The 18,925-nt window shown below is 64.4% G+C and carries 19 protein-coding genes; 11 read left to right on the top strand and 8 right to left on the bottom strand.

Going from position 1 to position 18,925, the window contains the following annotated elements:
• Nucleotides 1-42: 42 nt before the first annotated feature.
• The 4 genes from ABIA96_RS26385 to ABIA96_RS26370 all read right to left on the bottom strand — a co-directional run bounded on the left by ABIA96_RS26385 (nt 43) and on the right by ABIA96_RS26370 (nt 2,934).
• Nucleotides 43-963, bottom strand: coding sequence for an AAA family ATPase (locus tag ABIA96_RS26385; protein WP_354139958.1), 921 nt, complete (start codon nt 961-963; stop codon nt 43-45).
• A 61-nt stretch (nt 964-1,024) separates the two neighbouring features.
• Nucleotides 1,025-1,831: an FAD binding domain-containing protein gene (locus tag ABIA96_RS26380; RefSeq protein WP_354139957.1), complete on the bottom strand. Its 807-nt coding sequence runs from the start codon at nt 1,829-1,831 to the stop codon at nt 1,025-1,027.
• 32 nt (nt 1,832-1,863) lie between these two features.
• Entirely contained in the window at nt 1,864-2,349 is a 486-nt protein-coding gene (locus ABIA96_RS26375) for a (2Fe-2S)-binding protein (RefSeq protein WP_354139956.1), read from the bottom strand.
• Nucleotides 2,350-2,487: 138 nt separating this feature from the next.
• Nucleotides 2,488-2,934: an SRPBCC family protein gene (locus ABIA96_RS26370; protein ID WP_354139955.1), complete on the bottom strand. Its 447-nt coding sequence runs from the start codon at nt 2,932-2,934 to the stop codon at nt 2,488-2,490.
• A 188-nt stretch (nt 2,935-3,122) separates the two neighbouring features.
• Here ABIA96_RS26370 and ABIA96_RS26365 point away from each other — a divergent pair, with 188 nt between their 5' ends.
• The 3 genes from ABIA96_RS26365 to ABIA96_RS26355 all read left to right on the top strand — a co-directional run bounded on the left by ABIA96_RS26365 (nt 3,123) and on the right by ABIA96_RS26355 (nt 5,824).
• Nucleotides 3,123-4,478 carry a 3-carboxy-cis,cis-muconate cycloisomerase gene (locus ABIA96_RS26365; protein WP_354139954.1) on the top strand — a complete coding sequence of 452 codons (1,356 nt, stop codon included), beginning with the start codon at nt 3,123-3,125 and terminating at the stop codon, nt 4,476-4,478.
• Nucleotides 4,479-4,533: 55 nt separating this feature from the next.
• A complete protein-coding gene (gene pcaD / locus ABIA96_RS26360; protein WP_354139953.1) occupies nt 4,534-5,316 on the top strand; it encodes a 3-oxoadipate enol-lactonase in 783 nt (260 codons plus the stop codon).
• A 115-nt stretch (nt 5,317-5,431) separates the two neighbouring features.
• The gene (locus ABIA96_RS26355; RefSeq protein WP_354139952.1) at nt 5,432-5,824 is read left to right on the top strand and encodes a carboxymuconolactone decarboxylase family protein; all 393 of its coding nucleotides are present in this window, start codon (nt 5,432-5,434) and stop codon (nt 5,822-5,824) included.
• Here the strand turns inward: ABIA96_RS26355 and ABIA96_RS26350 are convergent.
• Both ABIA96_RS26350 and ABIA96_RS26345 read right to left on the bottom strand, forming a co-directional pair.
• Entirely contained in the window at nt 5,786-6,316 is a 531-nt protein-coding gene (locus ABIA96_RS26350) for a hypothetical protein (protein WP_354139951.1), read from the bottom strand. The two genes, ABIA96_RS26355 and ABIA96_RS26350, sit on opposite strands and share 39 nt — an antisense overlap.
• Before the next feature lie 204 nt (nt 6,317-6,520).
• The gene (locus tag ABIA96_RS26345; protein WP_354139950.1) at nt 6,521-6,682 is read right to left on the bottom strand and encodes a hypothetical protein; all 162 of its coding nucleotides are present in this window, start codon (nt 6,680-6,682) and stop codon (nt 6,521-6,523) included.
• 291 nt (nt 6,683-6,973) lie between these two features.
• Here ABIA96_RS26345 and ABIA96_RS26340 point away from each other — a divergent pair, with 291 nt between their 5' ends.
• The 5 genes from ABIA96_RS26340 (at nt 6,974) to ABIA96_RS26320 (ending at nt 12,087) form a co-directional block, all read left to right on the top strand.
• Entirely contained in the window at nt 6,974-7,891 is a 918-nt protein-coding gene (locus ABIA96_RS26340) for an ABC transporter permease subunit (RefSeq protein WP_354139949.1), read from the top strand.
• A gap of 13 nt (nt 7,892-7,904) precedes the next feature.
• A complete protein-coding gene (gene livM / locus ABIA96_RS26335; RefSeq protein WP_354139948.1) occupies nt 7,905-9,230 on the top strand; it encodes a high-affinity branched-chain amino acid ABC transporter permease LivM in 1,326 nt (441 codons plus the stop codon).
• Nucleotides 9,227-10,057 (top strand): ABC transporter ATP-binding protein, encoded by an 831-nt coding sequence (locus ABIA96_RS26330; RefSeq protein ID WP_354139947.1) that lies wholly within the window; start codon nt 9,227-9,229, stop codon nt 10,055-10,057. Before livM ends, ABIA96_RS26330 begins: the two co-directional genes overlap by 4 nt.
• A complete protein-coding gene (locus ABIA96_RS26325; RefSeq protein WP_354139946.1) occupies nt 10,054-10,797 on the top strand; it encodes an ABC transporter ATP-binding protein in 744 nt (247 codons plus the stop codon). The genes ABIA96_RS26330 and ABIA96_RS26325 overlap by 4 nt, the downstream gene beginning before the upstream one ends.
• A gap of 171 nt (nt 10,798-10,968) precedes the next feature.
• A complete protein-coding gene (locus tag ABIA96_RS26320) occupies nt 10,969-12,087 on the top strand; it encodes a branched-chain amino acid ABC transporter substrate-binding protein (RefSeq protein ID WP_354139945.1) in 1,119 nt (372 codons plus the stop codon).
• Nucleotides 12,088-12,159: 72 nt separating this feature from the next.
• Here the strand turns inward: ABIA96_RS26320 and ABIA96_RS26315 are convergent, their stop codons facing one another.
• The gene (locus ABIA96_RS26315) at nt 12,160-12,546 is read right to left on the bottom strand and encodes a response regulator (RefSeq protein ID WP_354139944.1); all 387 of its coding nucleotides are present in this window, start codon (nt 12,544-12,546) and stop codon (nt 12,160-12,162) included.
• A gap of 252 nt (nt 12,547-12,798) precedes the next feature.
• On the opposite strand from ABIA96_RS26315, the gene ABIA96_RS26310 reads away from it, so the two are divergent.
• A complete protein-coding gene (locus ABIA96_RS26310) occupies nt 12,799-15,603 on the top strand; it encodes a PAS domain S-box protein (RefSeq protein WP_354139943.1) in 2,805 nt (934 codons plus the stop codon).
• A 55-nt stretch (nt 15,604-15,658) separates the two neighbouring features.
• The gene (locus ABIA96_RS26305) at nt 15,659-16,654 is read left to right on the top strand and encodes a P1 family peptidase (protein ID WP_354139942.1); all 996 of its coding nucleotides are present in this window, start codon (nt 15,659-15,661) and stop codon (nt 16,652-16,654) included.
• Nucleotides 16,655-16,670: 16 nt separating this feature from the next.
• Here ABIA96_RS26305 and ABIA96_RS26300 read toward each other — a convergent pair whose 3' ends face one another.
• Complete coding sequence (locus ABIA96_RS26300) at nt 16,671-17,492, bottom strand: EF-hand domain-containing protein (protein ID WP_354139941.1); 822 nt, start codon at nt 17,490-17,492, stop codon at nt 16,671-16,673.
• Nucleotides 17,493-17,747: 255 nt separating this feature from the next.
• On the opposite strand from ABIA96_RS26300, the gene rpe reads away from it, so the two are divergent.
• Nucleotides 17,748-18,449 carry a ribulose-phosphate 3-epimerase gene (rpe, locus tag ABIA96_RS26295; protein ID WP_027534505.1) on the top strand — a complete coding sequence of 234 codons (702 nt, stop codon included), beginning with the start codon at nt 17,748-17,750 and terminating at the stop codon, nt 18,447-18,449.
• Nucleotides 18,450-18,925 lie beyond the last annotated feature (476 nt).

The raw sequence follows: 18,925 nt of genomic DNA, 5'->3' as shown, positions 1-18,925 counted from the left end.
TGGATTCCGGGTTCGCGCTGACGCGCGCCCCGGAATGACGGGCTAATCGCTCGTCGCTTCCTTCAGCACCTTCTGCAAGGTGTCGCCCTGCATGCGGGTGATGTCGTCCTGGTATTTGAGCAGCGCACCCAGCGTGTCGCCGACCACTTGCGGGGTCAGCGAGCGGGCGTCGAGCTCCGACAGAGCGGTCGCCCAGTCGATGGTCTCGGCGACGCCCGGCGACTTGTAGAAATCCTGGTTGCGCAGCGCCTGCACGAAGCGCACGACCTGCTGCGACAGCTTTGCCGATATGCCGGGCACGCGCGACTTGACGATCGCGAGCTCGCGGTCGGCAGCGGGATAGTCGACCCAATGATAGAGACAGCGACGCTTCAGCGCGTCGTGAATCTCGCGGGTGCGGTTGGAGGTGATGATGACGATCGGCGGGTGCGGCGCCTTCACGGTACCGAATTCGGGGATCGTCACCTGGAAGTCGCTGAGGATTTCCAGGAGATACGCCTCGAACGCTTCGTCGGCGCGGTCAAGCTCGTCGATCAACAGCACCGGCGGACCGGCCACGTCGGGCTCCAGCGCCTGCAACAGCGGCCGCTTGATCATGTAGCGATCAGCGAAGATGTCGCTCGAAAGCTGCTCGCGATCGGTATCGCCGGCTGCCTCCGCCATCCGGATTGCGATCATCTGTGCGGCGCTGTTCCACTCATAGACCGCGGAGGAGACGTCGAGGCCTTCGTAGCACTGCAGGCGGATCAGCTTCCGGCCCAGCGCCGCCGACAACACCTTTGCGATCTCGGTCTTGCCGACTCCGGCCTCGCCTTCGAGAAACAGCGGCCGTCCCATGCGCAGCGAGAGATACGTCACCGTCGCCAGCGACCGCTCGGCGAGATAGCCGCGCGAGGTCAAAAGTTCGAGCATCGCATCGACCGATGCCGGCATGGCACCGGAAGTATTGGTCGCTGAAGTCATGAAACTGCCAGTCTCGCTATGTCCCTACAAGGGACAAGTTTGGCCGAAGAGTGAGGTCACCTCACTCCTTGGCGTTGGCCGCGTCGAGGGCACGCCGCGTCAGCACGCCGATGAGATGCGCGCGGTATTCGGCGCTGCCGTGGATGTCGCTATTCAGCCCTTCCGCCGGCACCTCGATGCCATCAAGCGCCTTCGCGGCGAAGCGCTTCTTCAAGGCTTCCTCGAACGCCTCGACGCGGAACACGCCGTCGGAGCCGGCACCGGTGACGGCGACCCGCACGTCCGAGGGACGCCGCGCCACGAACACGCCGACCAGCGCGTAGCGCGAGGCCTGGTTGCGGAACTTGATATAGGCGGCCTTCTTCGGCAGCGGGAACATCACCTTGGTGATGATCTCGTCGGCTTCCAGCGCGGTCGAGAACAGGCCCTGGAAATACTCCTCCGCCTTGAGACGGCGCTTGTTGGTGACGATGGTTGCGCCGAGCGCGAGCACGGCGGCCGGATAGTCCGCAGTCGGGTCGTTGTTGGCGAGCGAGCCGCCGATCGTGCCCTTGTGACGCACTGCGGGATCGCCGATCTGGCCCGCAAGATTCGCGAGCGCCGGGATTGCCTCGCCGACGATGGCGGAGGTCGCGACCTCGGCGTGCCTGGCGGTGGCGCCGATGACCAGCGAACGGCCCTTCATCTCGATCGTGTTGAGCCCCTCGATGTGGGAGAGGTCGACAAGATGCGGCGGGCTGGCGAGGCGCTGCTTCATAACCGGAATCAGCGTGTGGCCCCCGGCAATAATCTTGGCGTCCTCGTTCTTCACCAGGAGGTTGGCGGCCTGCCGGACGGTGCCGGGGCGGTGGTATTTGAATTCGTACATTTGAATGTCCTGATCGCGGAGGGCGCGCGCGGTTACGCGAGATCGGATTTCGACATCGCCTTCGCGCCGGCGGCGATCGAGGCGACGATGTTCTGGTAGCCGGTGCAGCGGCAGAGATTGCCTTCCAGCTCCTCGCGGATGGTGTGGTCGTCGAGTTCGTGGCCCTTGCGATGGACGATGTCGATCGCGGTCATGATCATCCCGGGCGTGCAAAAGCCGCACTGCAGGCCGTGGTGCTCGCGGAAGGCTTCCTGCATCGGATGCAGCGGCGCGCCATCGGCCGCCAATCCCTCAATGGTCTTGACCTCGTGGCCGTCGGCCATCACGGCCAACGTGGTGCAGGCCTTCACGGCCTTGCCGTCGAGATGCACGACGCAGGCGCCGCACTGCGAGGTGTCGCAGCCAACATGGGTGCCGGTCAGGCGCAGATTCTCGCGCAGGAACTGCACCAGAAGCGTACGCGGGTCGACATTGCCGGTAACAGGATTGCCGTTCACGATGAGGGAGATTTTTGCCATAAGCACTCTCTATCAGCGCCCCGACGGGTCCCGTCGAAGCGGTTCTTTTTTATAATTATTCCAACCCATCATATGGGCCATTATGGCCGGGGGCAACATCGCCCGGGCACAAGCGGCCATGCCAAAAAGGCTATGCCCTCAGCCCTGTACAGCCTTGACGAAATTCGCGAAAAATTCGTCGGCCAGCTTCTTGGCGGTGCCGTTGATCAGGCGCTGGCCGAGTTGCGCCAACTTGCCGCCGATCTGCGCCTCGACCTCGTAGGACAGCAGCGTGCCGCCATCCTTCTCCGCGAGCTTGACCACCGCGCCGCCCTTGGCGAAGCCAGCCACCCCGCCCTCGCCCTCGCCTGATATCCTGTAGCCGTTCGGCGGGTCGAGATCGCTCAGCGTCACCTTGCCCTTGAAGCGCGCGGACACCGGGCCGACCTTCATTTTCGCCGTTGCGCGAAAACCACCGTCGTCGGTCTTCTCCAGCTCCTCGCAGCCGGGGATGCAGGCCTTCAGCACTGCGGGGTCGTTGAGCTTCTCCCACACAGCTTCGCGCGGCGCCGCAAGCTGGACTTCGCCGTTCATTGTCATGGCCATGGGGCGTCTCCGGAGATATCGAACTTGGATCGCATCAGAATAATAATATTGCTCAAGTAACGCACGGAGGCCGCAAAGGAAAGGGCAGCCCCCGATCACGTGCAATGCATATTCGCACCTGCAAAATGTCTTGTACGGTCGGTCGGGGATTGGCAGAGCCGAAACATGGTGATTAGGTCCGGCGCAACATGAGCACAGCCCTCTCCCCCCTGCTTGCGCCGATGCTGTCGAGCCCGGCCATGCGTACCGTCTGCGACGACCGCTCCACCCTGCAAAACATGCTCGATTTCGAGGCCGCCCTGGCCCGGGCCGAGGCCGCCGCGGGTGTGATTCCCGCATCCGCCGTGGGCCCGATCGAAGCCGCCTGCAAGGCTGACACCTTCGACATGGCGGCGTTGGCCGAGGCCGCGACCCGGTCGGGCAATCTCGCGATCCCCCTGGTCAAGGCGCTGACCGCCAATGTCGGCAAGGCCGACGGTGAGGCCGCGCGCTACGTCCATTGGGGTGCGACCAGCCAGGACGTCATCGACACCGCGACCATGCTCGGCTTGCGCGCGGCCATCGATGCGCTGGACGCCGACCTCAGCCGCGCCATCAAGGGCTTTGCGACACTCGCCCGCGCCCATCGCAACACCGCGATGGTGGCGCGGACTTGGCTTCAGCACGCGCTGCCGATGCCGTTCGGGCTGAAGGCCGCCGAATACGCCGCAAGCCTCGCCCGCGCCCGCTGCCGCCTGCGACGGCTCCGCCGCGAGGGCCTTGCCCTTCAATTCGGCGGCGCTGCCGGCACGCTCGCGGCCCTCGGAGACAATGGGCTCGCGGTCGCCGAACGGCTGGCGCAGGAGCTGAACCTGCCGCTGCCCGAAGCGCCCTGGCACACCCATCGTGACCGCATCGCCGAAGCTGCGTCGGCCTTCGCGATTCTCGCCGGAAGCTGCGGCAAGATCGCGCGCGACGTCTCGCTGATGATGCAGACCGACGTCGGCGAAGCGTTCGAGCCCGCCGGCGAAGGTCGTGGCGGCTCCTCGACCATGCCGCACAAGCGCAACCCGGTCGCGGCCGCAAGCGCGCTCGGCTGCGCGACCATGGCTCCGCAGCTCGCCGCGACGATTTTTGCCGCGCAGGTGCAGGATCACGAGCGCAGCGCCGGGCCGTGGCACGCGGAATGGCCGACGTTGCCGCAATTGATGCTGGTCACCTCGGGCGCGCTCGCCGCCATCGTCGATATCGCGGAGGGGCTGGACGTCGATGCCGCGCGCATGCGCGGCAATCTCGATGCGACGCACGGGCTGATCATGGCGGAAGCCGTCACCTTTGCGCTCGCGGACAAGATCGGCAAGAGCGACGCCCATCATCTGATCGAGGCCGCCAGCAAGCGCGCGGTTGCCGAGAAGAAACATCTGCGCGAAATTCTCGCGGCCGATTCGCAGGTCACTGCGCATCTGACGCCCGAGAAAATAACGGCATTATTTGAGCCGATGGCCTATCAAGGGGCTTCTCAAGCCCTGATCGACCGGTTGCTCGACAGCCTCGAGCGCGGATAGAGCAGCCCTGGGCGAAAAATAAGCAGCCCTGAGCGAAAACAAACGGAGACGCCGCATGCCCATGATCGATGCCGACGGTTGCTTGCTCAACGTCTCCGTCGAGGGCCGCGACGGCGGGCCGACCCTGATGCTCTCCAACTCGCTCGGCTGCACGCTGCAGATGTGGGAGCCGCAGATGAAGGCGCTGACGCAGGTGTTCCGCGTCATCCGCTACGACCGTCGCGGCCACGGCAAGTCCAACGTGCCGCCCGCTCCCTATACGATGGAACGCTTCGGCCGCGATGTGCTCGCGATCCTCGACGATCTCAACATCGAGAAAGTGCATTGGTGCGGCCTGTCGATGGGCGGAATGGTCGGGCAATGGCTGGGCGCCAACGCGCCGGAGCGCTTCGGCAAGCTCATCCTCGCCAACACCTCATGCTATTACGCCGAGCCGACCAAATGGCTTGAACGCATCGATGCGGTGAAGAAGGGCGGCATCGCCGCCGTCGCCGATGCCGTGATCGCGGGCTGGCTCACCCAGGATTTCCGCGAGCGCGAGCCTGACATCACCGCCAGGATGAAGTCGATGCTGCTCGCGACGCCGGTCGAGGGCTATCTCGCCTGCTGCGAAGCGCTGTCGACGCTCGACCAGCGCGCGCTGCTGCCTGACATCAAGAGCCCGACGCTCGTGATCGCCGGCCGTCACGACCAGGCAACCCCGATCTCGGCGGGCGAGATGATCCGCTCGAACATTCCCGGCGCGAGCATGACCATCATCGACGCCGCCCACATTTCCAATGTCGAGCAGCCGCACGCGTTCACCGATGCGGTGGTGGGATTTTTGACGCAACGCTGATCACACAACGCCGTCATTGCGAGGAGCGAAGCGACGAAGCAATCCAGAATGTCTCCGCAGACACATTGCTGGACTGCTTCGCTATGCTCGCAATGACGAAAGGGGAGGAGACAACATGGACGATCAGAAGCGCCGCGATGCCGGCATGAACGTGCGCCGAAAAGTGCTGGGCAATGCCTGGGTCGACAAGTCGATCGCCAACCGCAACGCCTTCAACACCGACTTCCAGGACATGATCACCCGCTACGCCTGGGGCGAGATCTGGACGCGGCCGCATTTCGACGAGCGCACGCGCCGGGTTCTGGTGATCGGCACCATGGTCGCACTTGGGCAATGGGATGAATTCCGCCTGCACGTGCGCGCGGCGCTCGCCGAGGGCGGCTTCACCCCCGACGACATCAAGGAAATTTTGCTGCAACAGGCGATCTATTGCGGCGTTCCGGCGACCAACCACGCCGTCAAGGAAGCCTCAGCGATTGTGCAGGAGCTCGGCCTGCTCAAGTCCTAGCGGCGCGGCGTCCGCGACGTCGACGGTCTTGGGCGCAGCCGCCGGCCGCTCGATCACCAGCACGACCGCGGCACCGAGCAGCAACAGAAGCTCGGTGGCGTGCAACCGAAGCGCGGCCATCTCGCCGACCTTCGAGGCCATCACCATGCTCGCGAACGAGATCAGGCTGCCGATCGCAAGCGCGATCCCGAGCGCCTCGTCGCTGCCGCCGCTCTTGCGGGTGCGCGGAATGGCGAGCAGCGCGAGATAGATCGCGAAGAACGCCACCACGGTCAGCCGTCCGAGCGCCAGCAGCCAGGCGGCCCGCACCGTGCTGATGCCAGACATCTGAAGATGGTCGCTGAGGAACAGCGCCACCGCGACGGTCGGTCGTTCATAGAGGCCGTGCACCGGCGCCATCATGATGTTGAAGGCGACCATCGTCCATGCCGGAATGAAATAGGCCGCCAGCAGCGCGCCATTGACCGAGCCGATCCGCCAATTCCTGAACATGCCGCTTCCCGCTTCGCCTGCTACCCGCCTTCGAGGGAAGGCTTTGCCGGGAGCTAACTCGCATCGGACTGTGGCGGCAATTTAAACCCTTTGTTTACCTTAATCGCCCGGCCGCCGGACGAAGGCCAAAAAAGGGCCCCGCCTTCCGACGGGGCCATCTTCGCTACCCTTCGCGCGGGCACCCAATTTTGGGCTCTCCCAAATCTACTTGTTGTCCTGACCCTGCTGGCCGGACTTACCGCCCTGCTGCTGACCGGGCTTGTCACCCTTGCGCTGCGGATCCTGCTGCTGCTGGCCGGGCTTCTGGCCGCCACCCTGCTGCTGGCCGGGGTTCTGGCCCGGGTTCTGATTCTGCTGGCTCGTCATGGGGGAAACTCCCTGTGTTGGACGTCAGAGGTGAGCTAACGGTCCGCACCGCATTTGGTTGCTGTGCGGAACCCAGTTCCTCGCACCTGCGGAACCGCGACATGACGACCGTAACGGAAATGACCTCTGTACAAGACCTTATGCCGAGGCATGCCCAGTTGCGGTCGCCAGTTCCCTCCTGTTACAAAACGGGAAGATCGCTGAGGGGCTGCCGGGGCCCGAGAAGAAACGTAAGCACACTCTCTCGAAGACCTCCCTTTGAGTCGCGTCAGGTTCGGGTAACGGCAGCCTATGGATTATTTCGCCCAGCAGCTTATCAACGGCCTCGTGCTCGGCTCCATCTACGGCCTGATCGCGATCGGCTACACGATGGTCTACGGCATCGTCGGCATGATCAATTTCGCCCATGGCGACATCTTCATGATCGGCGGTTTCATCGCCCTCATCACCTTCCTGATCCTGATCTCATTGGGCCTGACCGCAATCCCGGTGATCCTGCTCGTGGTGCTGCTGGTCTCGATGGCGATCACCGCGCTCTATGGCTGGACGATCGAGCGCATCGCCTACCGGCCGCTGCGCCATTCCTTCCGCCTCGCGCCGATGCTGTCGGCGATCGGCATGTCCTTCGTGCTGACGAACTACTCGCAGGTGGCGCAAGGCGCCCGCGTCAAACCGATCCCGCCCCTCATCACCGGCGGCTACACGCTGCATGAGAGCGCGGACGGTTTCGTGATCCGGCTCTCCAACGTCCAGATCCTGGTCGTCATCACCACCATCGTGCTGCTGGCGATTTTCACCTGGCTGGTCTCGCGCACTCGGCTTGGGCGCGACATGCGCGCCTGCGAGCAGGACCAGACCATGGCGGCGCTGCTCGGCGTCAATGTCGACCGCACCATCTCCATGACCTTCGTGATCGGCGCCGCGCTCGCCGCGGTCGCCGGCCTGATGTACCTGCTCTATTACGGCCTGGTCGATTTCTTCATGGGCTTCGTCGCAGGCATCAAGGCCTTCACCGCCGCCGTGCTCGGTGGCATCGGCTCGCTGCCCGGCGCCATGCTCGGCGGCCTCGCGATCGGCCTGATCGAGACGTTCTGGTCGGCTTATTTCTCGGTCGAGTACAAGGACGTCGCCGCGTTCTCGATTCTGATCGTCGTGCTGATCTTCATGCCGACCGGCCTGCTCGGCCGTCCCGAAGTCGAAAAAGTCTGACGGACCGCCCCGCGTGACACCCACTCCGCACGAGACCAGTACTACAAGTCGCATCGCCGGCATCCCCGCCCTTCTGAAAATCGCCTTCGTCAATGCGCTGATCGCGCTGGTGCTGTTCTCGCTGATGGTCGGCATCCGCACCGAGGCAGGCTCCGACGGCCAGCTCACTTACTGGACGCGCTTCGGCGATCTCGCCTCTCTCGTCGCTGCGGTGTTCGGCGGCTCGATTGTGATCGAGCTGCTGCGACAATGGATCGGCCCGATGGGCACCGAGAAGCTGGTCCCGCCGTCGGTAAAGAGCGGCATGTCGTTCGTTGGCCGCTACCTTGCGCCGGCGCTTCTGATCTTCACCGTGCTGGTGCCTGTGATCTTCTATGACCAGCGCTACATCCTCGACCTCGCGATCCTCGTGCTCACCTATGTGATGCTGGGCTGGGGTCTCAACGTCGTGGTCGGGCTCGCGGGCCTGCTCGATCTCGGCTACGTCGCCTTCTACGCGGTCGGCGCCTATTCCTACGCGCTGCTTGCCACCAATTTCGGCTGGTCGTTCTGGGTCTGCCTGCCGCTCGCCGGCATCCTTGCCGCGTTCTGGGGCATGCTGCTCGGCTTCCCCGTGCTGCGGCTGCGCGGCGACTATCTCGCGATCGTGACGCTCGCCTTCGGCGAGATCATCCGCCTCGTCATCATCAACTGGCAGGATTTGACCGGCGGCCCCAACGGCGTCTCCGGCATTCCCCGCCCCTCCTTCTTCGGCATCCCCCTCGACAACAGCGACGACGGGCTCGCGGCCAAGCTCGGCATCGAGTACTCGCCGACCCACCGCATCATCTTCCTGTTCTATCTGATCCTGGCGCTCGCGCTGCTCACCAACTGGGTGACGATCCGCCTGCGCCGCCTACCGATCGGACGTGCCTGGGAGGCCTTGCGTGAGGACGAAGTCGCCTGCCGCGCGCTCGGTATCAACACCACGACCACCAAGCTCACGGCGTTCGCGACAGGCGCCATGTTCGGCGGCTTCGCCGGCGCGTTCTTCGCCACCCGCCAGGGCTTCATCAGCCCGGAATCTTTCACCTTCCAGGAATCGGCGCTGGTGCTCGCCATCGTCGTGCTCGGCGGCATGGGCTCGCAGCTCGGCGTCGCGCTGGCAGCGCTTGCGATGATCGGCGGCTTCGAATTGTTCCGCAGCCTCGAGACCTATCGCATGCTGGTGTTCGGCCTCGCCATGGTGCTGATCATGATCTGGCGGCCGCGCGGCCTGATCGGTCATCGCGCGCCGACCGTGTATCTGACCAAGGCGAAAGCGATCTCCTCCGACCTCGTCAAGGAGGGGCACGGATGAGCGAGACAATTCTCAGCGTCGACCGGCTCGCCATGCGCTTCGGCGGTATCGTCGCCGTGCAGGATTTGTCGTTTGCGGCCGAACGAAAGAAGATCACCGCGCTGATCGGACCAAACGGCGCCGGCAAGACCACCGTGTTCAACTGCATCACCGGCTTCTACAAGCCGAGCGGCGGCGCGATCCGCCTCACCCACGACGACGGCAGGCAAATTGCGCTGGAGCGGCTGAACGATTTCCGTATCGCCAAGCAGGCCAAGGTTGCGCGCACCTTCCAGAACATCCGGCTGTTTCCCGGCATGACCGCGCTGGAGAACCTGATGGTGGCGCAGCACAACGCCTTGATGCGCGCCTCCGGTTTCACCTTCCTCGGTCTGATCGGCGCACGCGGCTATCGCGACGCCGAAAAGCAGGCGATCGCGCTCGCCACCGACTGGCTCAAGCGGATCAATCTGCTCGACCGCGCTGATGACGCTGCCGGCAATCTCGCCTATGGCGACCAGCGCCGGCTCGAAATCGCGCGCGCGATGTGCACCGAGCCCGCGCTTCTCTGCCTGGACGAGCCCGCCGCTGGCCTCAATGCACGCGAGAGTGCTGCCCTCAGCGAGCTCCTGCTGTCGATCCGCAACGAGATCGGCACCTCGATCCTCCTGATCGAGCACGACATGTCGGTGGTGATGGAGATTTCAGACCACATCGTGGTGATGGACCATGGCGTGAAGATCGCGCAAGGCACACCCCAGGAAGTACGCGACGATCCCAAGGTGATCGCGGCCTATCTCGGCACCGACGAGGACGAGGCTGTGGCCGTGATGGAGGGCGGGTCGTGACGTCCGCCCCCACTCCTCTGCTCGCGATCCACGGCTTGCGCGCCGCCTACGGCAAGATCGAGGCGCTGAAGGGCGTCGACGTCGCGATCAATGCCGGCGAGATCGTCGCCCTGATCGGCGCCAACGGTGCCGGCAAATCGACGTTGATGATGACGATCTTCGGCAAGCCGCGCGCCCGCGCCGGCCAGATCCTGTACGAAGGCCGCGACATCACCGACGTACCCACCCACGAGATCGCGCATCTGCGCATCGCACAGTCGCCGGAAGGCCGCCGCATCTTTCCACGCATGAGCGTGGCTGAAAACCTCCAGATGGGCGCGGACGCCACCGAATGCACCGATGCGGAGCGCGAGGCGACGCTGGAACGCGTGTTCACGCTGTTTCCGCGGCTTAAGGAGCGGTACTTCCAGCGTGGCGGCACGCTGTCCGGCGGCGAGCAGCAGATGCTGGCGATCGGCCGGGCTCTGATGAGCCGCCCGCGCCTGCTTCTTCTCGACGAACCCTCACTTGGGCTGGCACCATTGATCGCCCGCCAGATTTTCGACGCGATCCGCACCCTGAACCGTCAGGACGGCCTGACTGTCCTGATCGTCGAGCAGAACGCCAACCATGCGCTCAAGCTCGCCCACCGCGGCTACGTCATGGTCAACGGCCTGATCACGCTCGCCGGCACCGGCACCGAATTGCTGCAGCGCTCCGAGATTCGCGCCGCCTATCTGGAAGGCGGCCGACACGGCTGAGGTGGCCCACGTCGAGGGTCGAGTCCGGGCAATGCGGCCGAATGCGGCGAAATATCTGCGCTTGTGCCCGTATTTTGCCGGTGACTTCTCCCAGGATTCATTCAAGAATGGCGCCGGTTTGAACCGGGCGAGCCCGGCAACTTCCACAGGCGATCACCCGCGAGGTATCTCATGAAATCACTGAAGCTCATCGGTCTGGCATTCGGCGCGTCGATCGCGTTGTCGAGCGCGGCATTCGCGCAGGATGTCACCATCGCAGTCGCAGGCCCGATGACCGGCGGCGAGTCCGCCTTCGGCCGCCAGATGAAGAACGGCGCCGAGATGGCCGTGGCTGACATCAACGCCGCCGGCGGCGTCAACGGAAAGAAGCTCGCGCTCGACGTCGAGGACGATGCCTGCGATCCGAAGCAGGCGCGCTCGGTCGCTGAGAAGATCGCGAGTGCAAAAATCCCGTTCGTGGCCGGGCACTATTGCTCGTCGTCGTCGATCCCGGCGTCGGAAGCCTATGCCGACGGCAACGTGCTCGAGATTACGCCGGCCTCGACCAACCCGCTCTTCACCGAGCGGAAGCTCTGGAACGTGGCGCGCGTTTGCGGCCGCGACGATCAGCAGGGTCTGATCGCGGCGCAGTACATCGCCAAAAACTTCAAGGGCAAGAACATCGCGATCCTCAACGACAAGACCACCTACGGCAAGGGTCTTGCGGACGAGACCAAGAAGGCGCTCAACAAGGCCGGCGTCACCGAGAAGATGTACGAGTCCTACAACAAGGGCGACAAGGACTTCAACGCGATCGTCTCGCGTCTGAAGCGCGACAACATCGATCTCGTTTATGTCGGCGGCTACCACCAGGAAAGCGGCTTGATCCTGCGCCAGATGCGCGACCAGGGCCTCAAGACGATCCTGATGGCCGGCGACGCGCTCGCCGACAAGGAATACGCCTCCATCACCGGCCCCGCCGGCGAAGGCACGCTGTTCACCTTCGGCCCCGATCCGCGCGATAAGCCGACCGCGAAGAAGATCGTCGACGCCTTCAAGGCCAAGAACATCGACCCCGAAGGCTACACGCTCTACACCTACGCGGCGATGCAGGTGTGGTCGCAGGCGGCCAAGAAGGCTGGCACGACGGACGCCAAGAAGGTCATGGAAGCCATGAAGGCCGGCAAGTGGGACACCGTGATCGGCCCGATCGAGTACGACGCCAAGGGCGACATCAAGCAGCTCGACTACGTCGTCTACAAATGGGACGCGAAGGGCGGCTATACCGAGATCAAGGGTAACGGCACCTGAGACAAGATGCCTGACCTTCTAACCGCATCGTCAACGCCCCGGTTCGCCGGGGCGTTTTCTTTTGCAGTCCGATCAGACGGCTGCGGACAATTCGCCGCCCGCCGCCTCTTGCGCCTTTCGGAGCGCTTGCAGCAGGTCGTTCGGCCGAAACGGCTTTTGCAGACAGACGACGCCGTCAAGGCCGGGTGCTTCGCCCATGAAATCCAGCGCCGTCATGCCTGATATCGCCACGATCGGAAATCCGGGGACCCGGTCGCGGATAGCGGCCATGATCTCGATACCGCTGGTGTCGGCCAGGAAAATGTCGACAATCGCTGCGTCGAAAAGGTTCTCGCCGAAGGCCCTCAAGCCGGCCGCGCCGCTCTCCGCTTCAACTACGTCAAAACGGTTGACCCGAAGGACGATCGAGACCATGGCGCGGACGTCCTTCTGGTCGTCGACAACAAGCACACGGGGCATATGGGAACAACTCCCAGATTCGTATCATTAATTGGTTCAATTCAACGGCGGAGTGCGCCAGGGCAGTATGGGTCCGTCCAGTAAAGCCAACCTTACCGATTCCCTATTCCGATACCCTGTCCACGTTAAGTAACTTGTAACCCTCGGTTGAGTCGTGGGCGTATCCTCTCGAACACGCGCCCGGAGCCGGCTACCATGGAGGCCAAGGCAGAAATCCGGGGCAGCCAGCCAACGAAGTCACGTGGACTAGCCATGACGACCCAGCGAGAGGTCAACGTGCACGCAAAGAACGACCGAAGCACATTCCTTTCGACTTTGCCGGCGATGCAGAGCGACCGCACCGCAGCATTGGCGATTGTCGGCATCTCCGCGATTCTGTTCGCGCTGGCCGTACCCTTCGCAGGCAAGCCGCTGATCCAGGTGCCGGGCTTTGTGGCCAGCTACCAATCGGCACTGGCCGTCAGCAACATCATCACGGCTGTTCTGCTGCTGTCGCAGTTCGCCGTCCTGCGCAGCCGCGCCCTGCTCCTGCTGTCGACCGGATATCTGTTCACGGCGGCGGCGGCCATGACCCATGCCCTCACCTTCCCGGGACTGTTCGCGCCAGCCGGACTGCTGGGCTCGGGTTCACAGACCACGGTCTGGCTCTACATGATCTGGCACGGCGGGTTCCCGCTGTTCGTGCTGGCCTATGGCTGGCTGAAGGACGGCAACGGTGGCAACAGAATCGATGGACCGGCCGGGCGTCCGATCATGCTTGCCGTCCTCGGCGTGGTTGCGGCGATGGTCGTCATCGCCTGGACCGTCACGGCGCAGCACGATCTGCTGCCGATCCTGCTGAGGGACGGCCGCTACACCACCACCATGATCGGCGTGGTGTCGTTCGTCTGGTCGTTGAGTTTCGCGGCGCTGATCACGCTGTGGTTCCGCAAGCCGCATACGGTGATCGACGTGTGGCTCATGGTCACGATGTGCGCCTGGCTGTTCGACATCGCGCTGTCGGCGATCGTCAATGTCGCTCGCTACGATCTCGGGTTCTATGTTGGCCGCCTCTACGGCCTCTTCGCCGCGAGCTTCGTGCTTGCCGTGCTCCTGATCGAGAATGTCCGCCTCCAGGCGCAGACGATGAGCCTCGTCGGCCGGCTGCGCGAACAGTCGGCGTCGGAACGCGATTATTACGGCAAACGCCTCGCGCTCTACAAGTCCGTGGTCGAGTCCTCCAACGATGCCATCATCACGGAGTCGCTCGACGGCGTCATCACCGGCTGGAACAGGGCTGCCGAGCGCCTGTTCGGCTATTCGGCCGCTGAGGCCGTCGGCCAGTCGATCCAGCTCATCGTGCCGCAGGAGCGGAGGGCCGAAGCCAGGGGCATCCTCAACAGTATCAGCGCAAACGAAACGATCGACCAGCACGAGACGGTCCGCATCCGCAAGGACGGCCGTGAGCTCGACGTGATGCTGAACGTCTCCCCGCTGCGATCGGACGGCGGTGAGATCATCGGCGCCTCCAAGATCACCCACGACATCACCGAGGAAAAGCAATCGCGCGAAAAGCTGCGCCGCGAGACCGAGGAGCGCCAGCGCATTTTCGAGACCTCGCAGGACCTGATCCTGGTTACCGACGGCTTCGGCAATTTCATCCAGGTCAGCCCGAGCGTGAAGGACATCCTCGGCTTCAGTCCGGACGATATGATCGGGCACAGCGCGACGGAGTTCATCCATCCCGATGATCTCGAGAGGACGCGCCAGGAGATGCGCGCGGCGAGGCATGGCCACATCAAGCGCAGCTTCGAGGCGCGCTACTACCACTACGATGGCCATGAGGTCACGCTGAACTGGGTGGGGAACTGGTCCGAGCCGGTGAAGCGCCATTTCTTCATCGGCCGTGACCTCACCGACAAGCAGGCCGCGGAGGCCCAGTTCCGGCAGGTCCAGAAGATGGACTCGATCGGACAACTGACCGGCGGCGTCGCCCACGATTTCAACAACGTGCTCACCGTCATCACCGGCACGATCGGTATTTTGGCGGACGCGGTGGCTGACAGGCCCGAGCTCGCTGCTATCACCAAACTAATCGATGATGCCGCCGAGCGCGGCGCGCAGCTGACCAAGCATCTGCTCGCCTTCGCCCGCAAGCAGCCGCTTCAGCCGCGCGAAATCGACGTCAACGCGCTGGCGCTCGAGGCCGCCAAGCTGCTGCACCCGACGCTCGGCGAGCAGATCACCATCTTGCCGCAGCTCACCGAGGATGCCTGGCCCGCTCTGGTCGATCCCGGCCAGCTCTCCACCGCGATCCTCAATCTTGCGCTGAACGCGCGCGATGCCATGCCGGACGGCGGCACGCTGGTGCTGGAGACCCGCAACATCTTCCTCGACGACGGCTATGCCAGCATGAATCCCGACGTCGCCGCCGGCAATTACGTGATGATCGCGGTCAGCGACACCGGCACGGGCATTCCGGCGGCCCTGATCGAGCGGGTGTTCGATCCGTTCTTCACCACCAAGGAGGTCGGCAAGGGCACGGGCCTCGGCTTGAGCATGGTGTTCGGCTTCGTCAAACAGTCCGGCGGACACATCAAGATCTACAGCGAGGAAGGCCACGGCACGAGCGTGAAGATCTACCTGCCGCGTTCCACCGGCGTGCAGGAAACCGAGTACGAGGCGCTGCAAAACGTGCCCATCGCCGGCGGCAACGAGAGAATCCTCGTCGTCGAGGACGACGCGCTGGTGCGGCAGTATGTCATGACCCAGGTCAAGAGCCTCGGCTATACCGCGCTCGAAGCGGCCAATGCGGCCGAAGCCCTCGTGATCATCGATGCCGACAAGGACATCGACCTGCTCTTCACCGACGTCATCATGCCCGGCAACATGAACGGCCGCCAGCTCGCCGACGAGGCGGCGCGACGGCGCCCCGAGCTGAAGACGCTGTTCACCTCGGGTTACACGGAAAACGCGATCGTTCATCATGGGCGGCTCGATTCCGGCGTGCTGCTGCTGGCAAAGCCCTATCGCAAGTCGGAGCTCGCCAAGATGCTTAGAACGGCGCTGGCGAGTTGAGCGGGCCGCTCGCCTGCGCTATCGCTGAGGCGATGCAGCGCCTGGAGTGCCGGCCTTGAAAAATCTCCTCACCGATATCGCCGGCGTCCGTGTCGGCCACGCTCATGATGCAAAACTCGCCTCGGGCACGACGGCAATCGTGTTCGACCAGCCGGCGGTGGCCGCGATTGATGTCCGCGGCGGCGGCCCCGGCACGCGCGAGGACGCGTTGCTCGATCCGGCCAGCACGGTCGAACGCATTGACGCAATCGCGCTGTCCGGCGGCTCCGCCTTCGGGATCGAGGCCGGCGGCGGCATCCAGGCCTGGCTCGCCGAGCAGGGGCGCGGTTTCCGCGTCCGCGAGGCGCTGATCCCGATCGTACCGGGCGCGATCCTGTTCGACCTGCTCAACGGCGGCGACAAGGCGTGGGGCCGCTTCACGCCCTATCGCGATCTCGGCTACGCCGCGGCGGTCTCGGCCGGGACGGAGTTTGCGCTCGGCAGCGTTGGCGCTGGTTTTGGGGCCACCACCGCCACATTCAAGGGCGGGCTCGGCTCGGCGTCCGCCGTCACCAGCGGCGGCATCACAGTCGCGGCGCTCATCGCCGTCAATGCGGTCGGCAGCGCCACCATCGGCGACGGCCCCTGGTTCTGGGCGGCGCCGTTCGAGGTCGACGGCGAGTTCGGCGGCCGCGGACTGCCTGACAAATTCACGGACGACATGCTCAAGATGCGCATCAAGGGCGGGCCTGCCGCCACCGAGCGCGAGAACACGACGATCGGCGTCGTCGTCACCGATGCGGTGCTGACCAAGCCCCAGGCCAAGCGGCTGGCAATGATCGCGCATACCGGTTTTGCGCGCGCGATCTATCCCGTGCATGCCCCGACCGACGGTGACGTGCTGTTTGCCGCCGCGACGTGTGCGAAGCCGATTGATCCAATCGTCGGCCTCACCGAGCTCGGCATGGTCGCCGCCAACGTGGTCGCGCGCGCAATCGCCCGCGGCGTGTACAGTGCGACCGCGCTGCCGTTCCCGGGTGCACAGCCCGCGTGGAAGGATCGGTTTGGCTAGCGCCTCAGAACGCGCGTCACACGCTCATCGACATCGTGGAAGCCGCGGATCCCGACGATCCCTGCGTCTGGTTCTGCATCATCTGTGCGAACCAGTCATAGGGCGAATTGCCGGCGCCCGACCCATTTGAGGAGCTGGAGGCGCCCGGCACCGTCGTCGTCATCTTGAAACCGTCGGCATAAGTGACGGTGGTGGTGCTCGAGCCGTCGGCGCCGGTCGTCGTGGTTGAGGTCGACCCGTTGCTCGACGATGACGACGAGGAATCCTGGTCGCTGCCCGAGGCGTCGCCCGAACCGCTCGCAGCATGGGCATGGTGGCCGCCATGATGGCCGCCGCTGCCCTTCAGCGCCTTCGACATCTCGTCGAGGCCAACACTGCCGTCGGAATTGGTGTCGAGCTTGGAGAACACGTCGTCGGCCTGCGCCAGATTGGTGCCGCCGGCGCCAAGCGCGTTCTCGAACTCGGACTTGGTGATCTGGCCGTCGCCATTCGCGTCGATCTGCGAGAACAGGTCTTTCATCGCACCATCCCGGCTCGTCGATGTCGAGGACGTCGAGCTCGACGATGTGGAGCTGGTTGTGCTGCTCGTCGAGTCCGTCGACTGGCTTTGCGCCGCGATCAGCGCGCTCATCGTCTCCGGTGCGATCTGGGCGCAATTGCCGGAATTGACCGATGACGTCGCGCCGCTGCTCGTGCTGTTGCTGCCGGTGTCGATCGCGAACGGATCGGTCGCGCCTTGCGACGATCCCGTCTTCTGCGTCGACGACGACGATTTCGAGTTCGTCAGCGATTGGATGGCATCAAGCGCACTCGAGACGGCGCCAAGCGCGAACAACATTGCACAAACTCCAACCCATGCGGCAATGCCGCGGCCATTGTTCCGGCCGTAGAGTCAGCAAGCGCCGTGCCAGCGCGAAAAGCTCAATGAAATCCGTATCCACCTGGTCTTTCGGGATCGGGGAACATCGGCAATTCATGCCGTCGGCGGCAGAATTTTCCGCCCACAGGAAGCTCACCCTCCCTGCATTGCCCGGCTAAGAGGCCCATGTTAGGCGAGGCCATTCGCCCTTCGGCCGCCACGGGAAACCGCGCCATGACCCAAGCCTTCGCTCCCCGCCCCCTGGCAATCGCGCCCTCGATCCTGGCCTCGGATTTCTCCAAGCTCGGCGAGGAGGTTCGCGCGGTGGACGCCGCAGGCGCCGACTGGATCCATCTCGACGTGATGGACGGGCACTTCGTGCCCAACATCTCATACGGCCCCGACGTCATCAAGGCGATGCGCCCACACACCAAGAAGGTGTTCGACGCGCATCTGATGATCTCGCCCTGCGATCCCTATCTCGAGGCCTTTGCCAAGGCCGGCTGCGACCACATCACCGTGCATGCCGAGGCGGGTCCCCATCTGCACCGTTCTCTTCAGGCGATCCGTGCGCTCGGCAAGAAGGCCGGCGTCTCGCTCAATCCGGGCACGCCGATCAGCGTGCTCGAATACGTGCTCGACCTGGTCGACCTCGTGCTGGTGATGTCGGTCAATCCGGGCTTCGGCGGCCAGGCCTTCATTTCCTCCGCGATCGGCAAGATTCGCGACATCCGCGCGATGACGGCGGGCCGGCCGATCGACATCGAGGTCGACGGCGGCGTGGGCCCTGATGTCGCAGGCGCGCTCGCAGCGGCCGGCGCCAATGCCTTCGTCGCCGGCACCTCCGTGTTCAAAGGCGGCACGCAGGAAGCCTACAAGACCAACATCGCGGCGATCCGCAACGCGGCACTCGGCGCCCGCGGCGAAGCGATCTGAGCCGCGACTGAGCTCGGTCTCGCGCGGCAAGAGCGGCTGCTCTCGCCGCGGCGCAGCGCGCAATAGTTAAAACCGCAACCTCATTCCGTACTCCTCCGGACTTCCCTGATTCGCGCAAATCACTGCTAGTGATTCTTGCCTGTTTTCGGGGAGCACATCATGACGACGACCCTGGTTTGGACTGGCGTGGCGTTGTGGCTTGGTTTTTGTGCGTGTGTTGTGTTTGGCCCGTCGGTCGGACCGGCGCAGGTCCCGGCGCGTTCGGCGCGTCACATCCGTCGCGATCGGATGTGACCCCGTGCAGTGCGCGCCCGTGAAGCGTCAGCCGAAACGCAGGTGTCGTATCCCACGGCGTCCACATCCGGATCTCGATTTCTTCTTCGGTCGGCTCGAACGCACCGAAGCCGAGATGCGCGACGATCCGGGCGCCGAAGGCCGACCTCTACTACCCATTCCGGTCACCGCGCCGGCATTGA

The sequence above is a fragment of the Bradyrhizobium sp. LB11.1 genome, from assembly GCF_040549385.1.
Taxonomy (GTDB): Bacteria; Pseudomonadota; Alphaproteobacteria; order Rhizobiales; family Xanthobacteraceae; genus Bradyrhizobium.
This window is presented reverse-complemented; position numbering and strand designations above follow the sequence as displayed.

What these genes read in the sequence shown, in the direction of transcription:
- ABIA96_RS26380 (WP_354139957.1), bottom strand. Translation starts at nt 1,831, where the DNA reads ATGTACGAATTCAAATACCACCGCCCCGGCACCGTCCGGCAGGCCGCC.
- ABIA96_RS26375 (WP_354139956.1), bottom strand. Translation starts at nt 2,349, where the DNA reads ATGGCAAAAATCTCCCTCATCGTGAACGGCAATCCTGTTACCGGCAAT.
- ABIA96_RS26365 (WP_354139954.1), top strand. Translation starts at nt 3,123, where the DNA reads ATGAGCACAGCCCTCTCCCCCCTGCTTGCGCCGATGCTGTCGAGCCCG.
- ABIA96_RS26310 (WP_354139943.1), top strand. Translation starts at nt 12,799, where the DNA reads ATGACGACCCAGCGAGAGGTCAACGTGCACGCAAAGAACGACCGAAGC.
- ABIA96_RS26350 (WP_354139951.1), bottom strand. Translation starts at nt 6,316, where the DNA reads ATGTTCAGGAATTGGCGGATCGGCTCGGTCAATGGCGCGCTGCTGGCG.
- ABIA96_RS26320 (WP_354139945.1), top strand. Translation starts at nt 10,969, where the DNA reads ATGAAATCACTGAAGCTCATCGGTCTGGCATTCGGCGCGTCGATCGCG.
- ABIA96_RS26345 (WP_354139950.1), bottom strand. Translation starts at nt 6,682, where the DNA reads ATGACGAGCCAGCAGAATCAGAACCCGGGCCAGAACCCCGGCCAGCAG.
- rpe (WP_027534505.1), top strand. Translation starts at nt 17,748, where the DNA reads ATGACCCAAGCCTTCGCTCCCCGCCCCCTGGCAATCGCGCCCTCGATC.
- ABIA96_RS26385 (WP_354139958.1), bottom strand. Translation starts at nt 963, where the DNA reads ATGACTTCAGCGACCAATACTTCCGGTGCCATGCCGGCATCGGTCGAT.
- pcaD (WP_354139953.1), top strand. Translation starts at nt 4,534, where the DNA reads ATGCCCATGATCGATGCCGACGGTTGCTTGCTCAACGTCTCCGTCGAG.
- ABIA96_RS26370 (WP_354139955.1), bottom strand. Translation starts at nt 2,934, where the DNA reads ATGGCCATGACAATGAACGGCGAAGTCCAGCTTGCGGCGCCGCGCGAA.
- ABIA96_RS26340 (WP_354139949.1), top strand. Translation starts at nt 6,974, where the DNA reads ATGGATTATTTCGCCCAGCAGCTTATCAACGGCCTCGTGCTCGGCTCC.
- ABIA96_RS26300 (WP_354139941.1), bottom strand. Translation starts at nt 17,492, where the DNA reads ATGTTGTTCGCGCTTGGCGCCGTCTCGAGTGCGCTTGATGCCATCCAA.
- ABIA96_RS26330 (WP_354139947.1), top strand. Translation starts at nt 9,227, where the DNA reads ATGAGCGAGACAATTCTCAGCGTCGACCGGCTCGCCATGCGCTTCGGC.
- ABIA96_RS26315 (WP_354139944.1), bottom strand. Translation starts at nt 12,546, where the DNA reads ATGCCCCGTGTGCTTGTTGTCGACGACCAGAAGGACGTCCGCGCCATG.
- ABIA96_RS26355 (WP_354139952.1), top strand. Translation starts at nt 5,432, where the DNA reads ATGGACGATCAGAAGCGCCGCGATGCCGGCATGAACGTGCGCCGAAAA.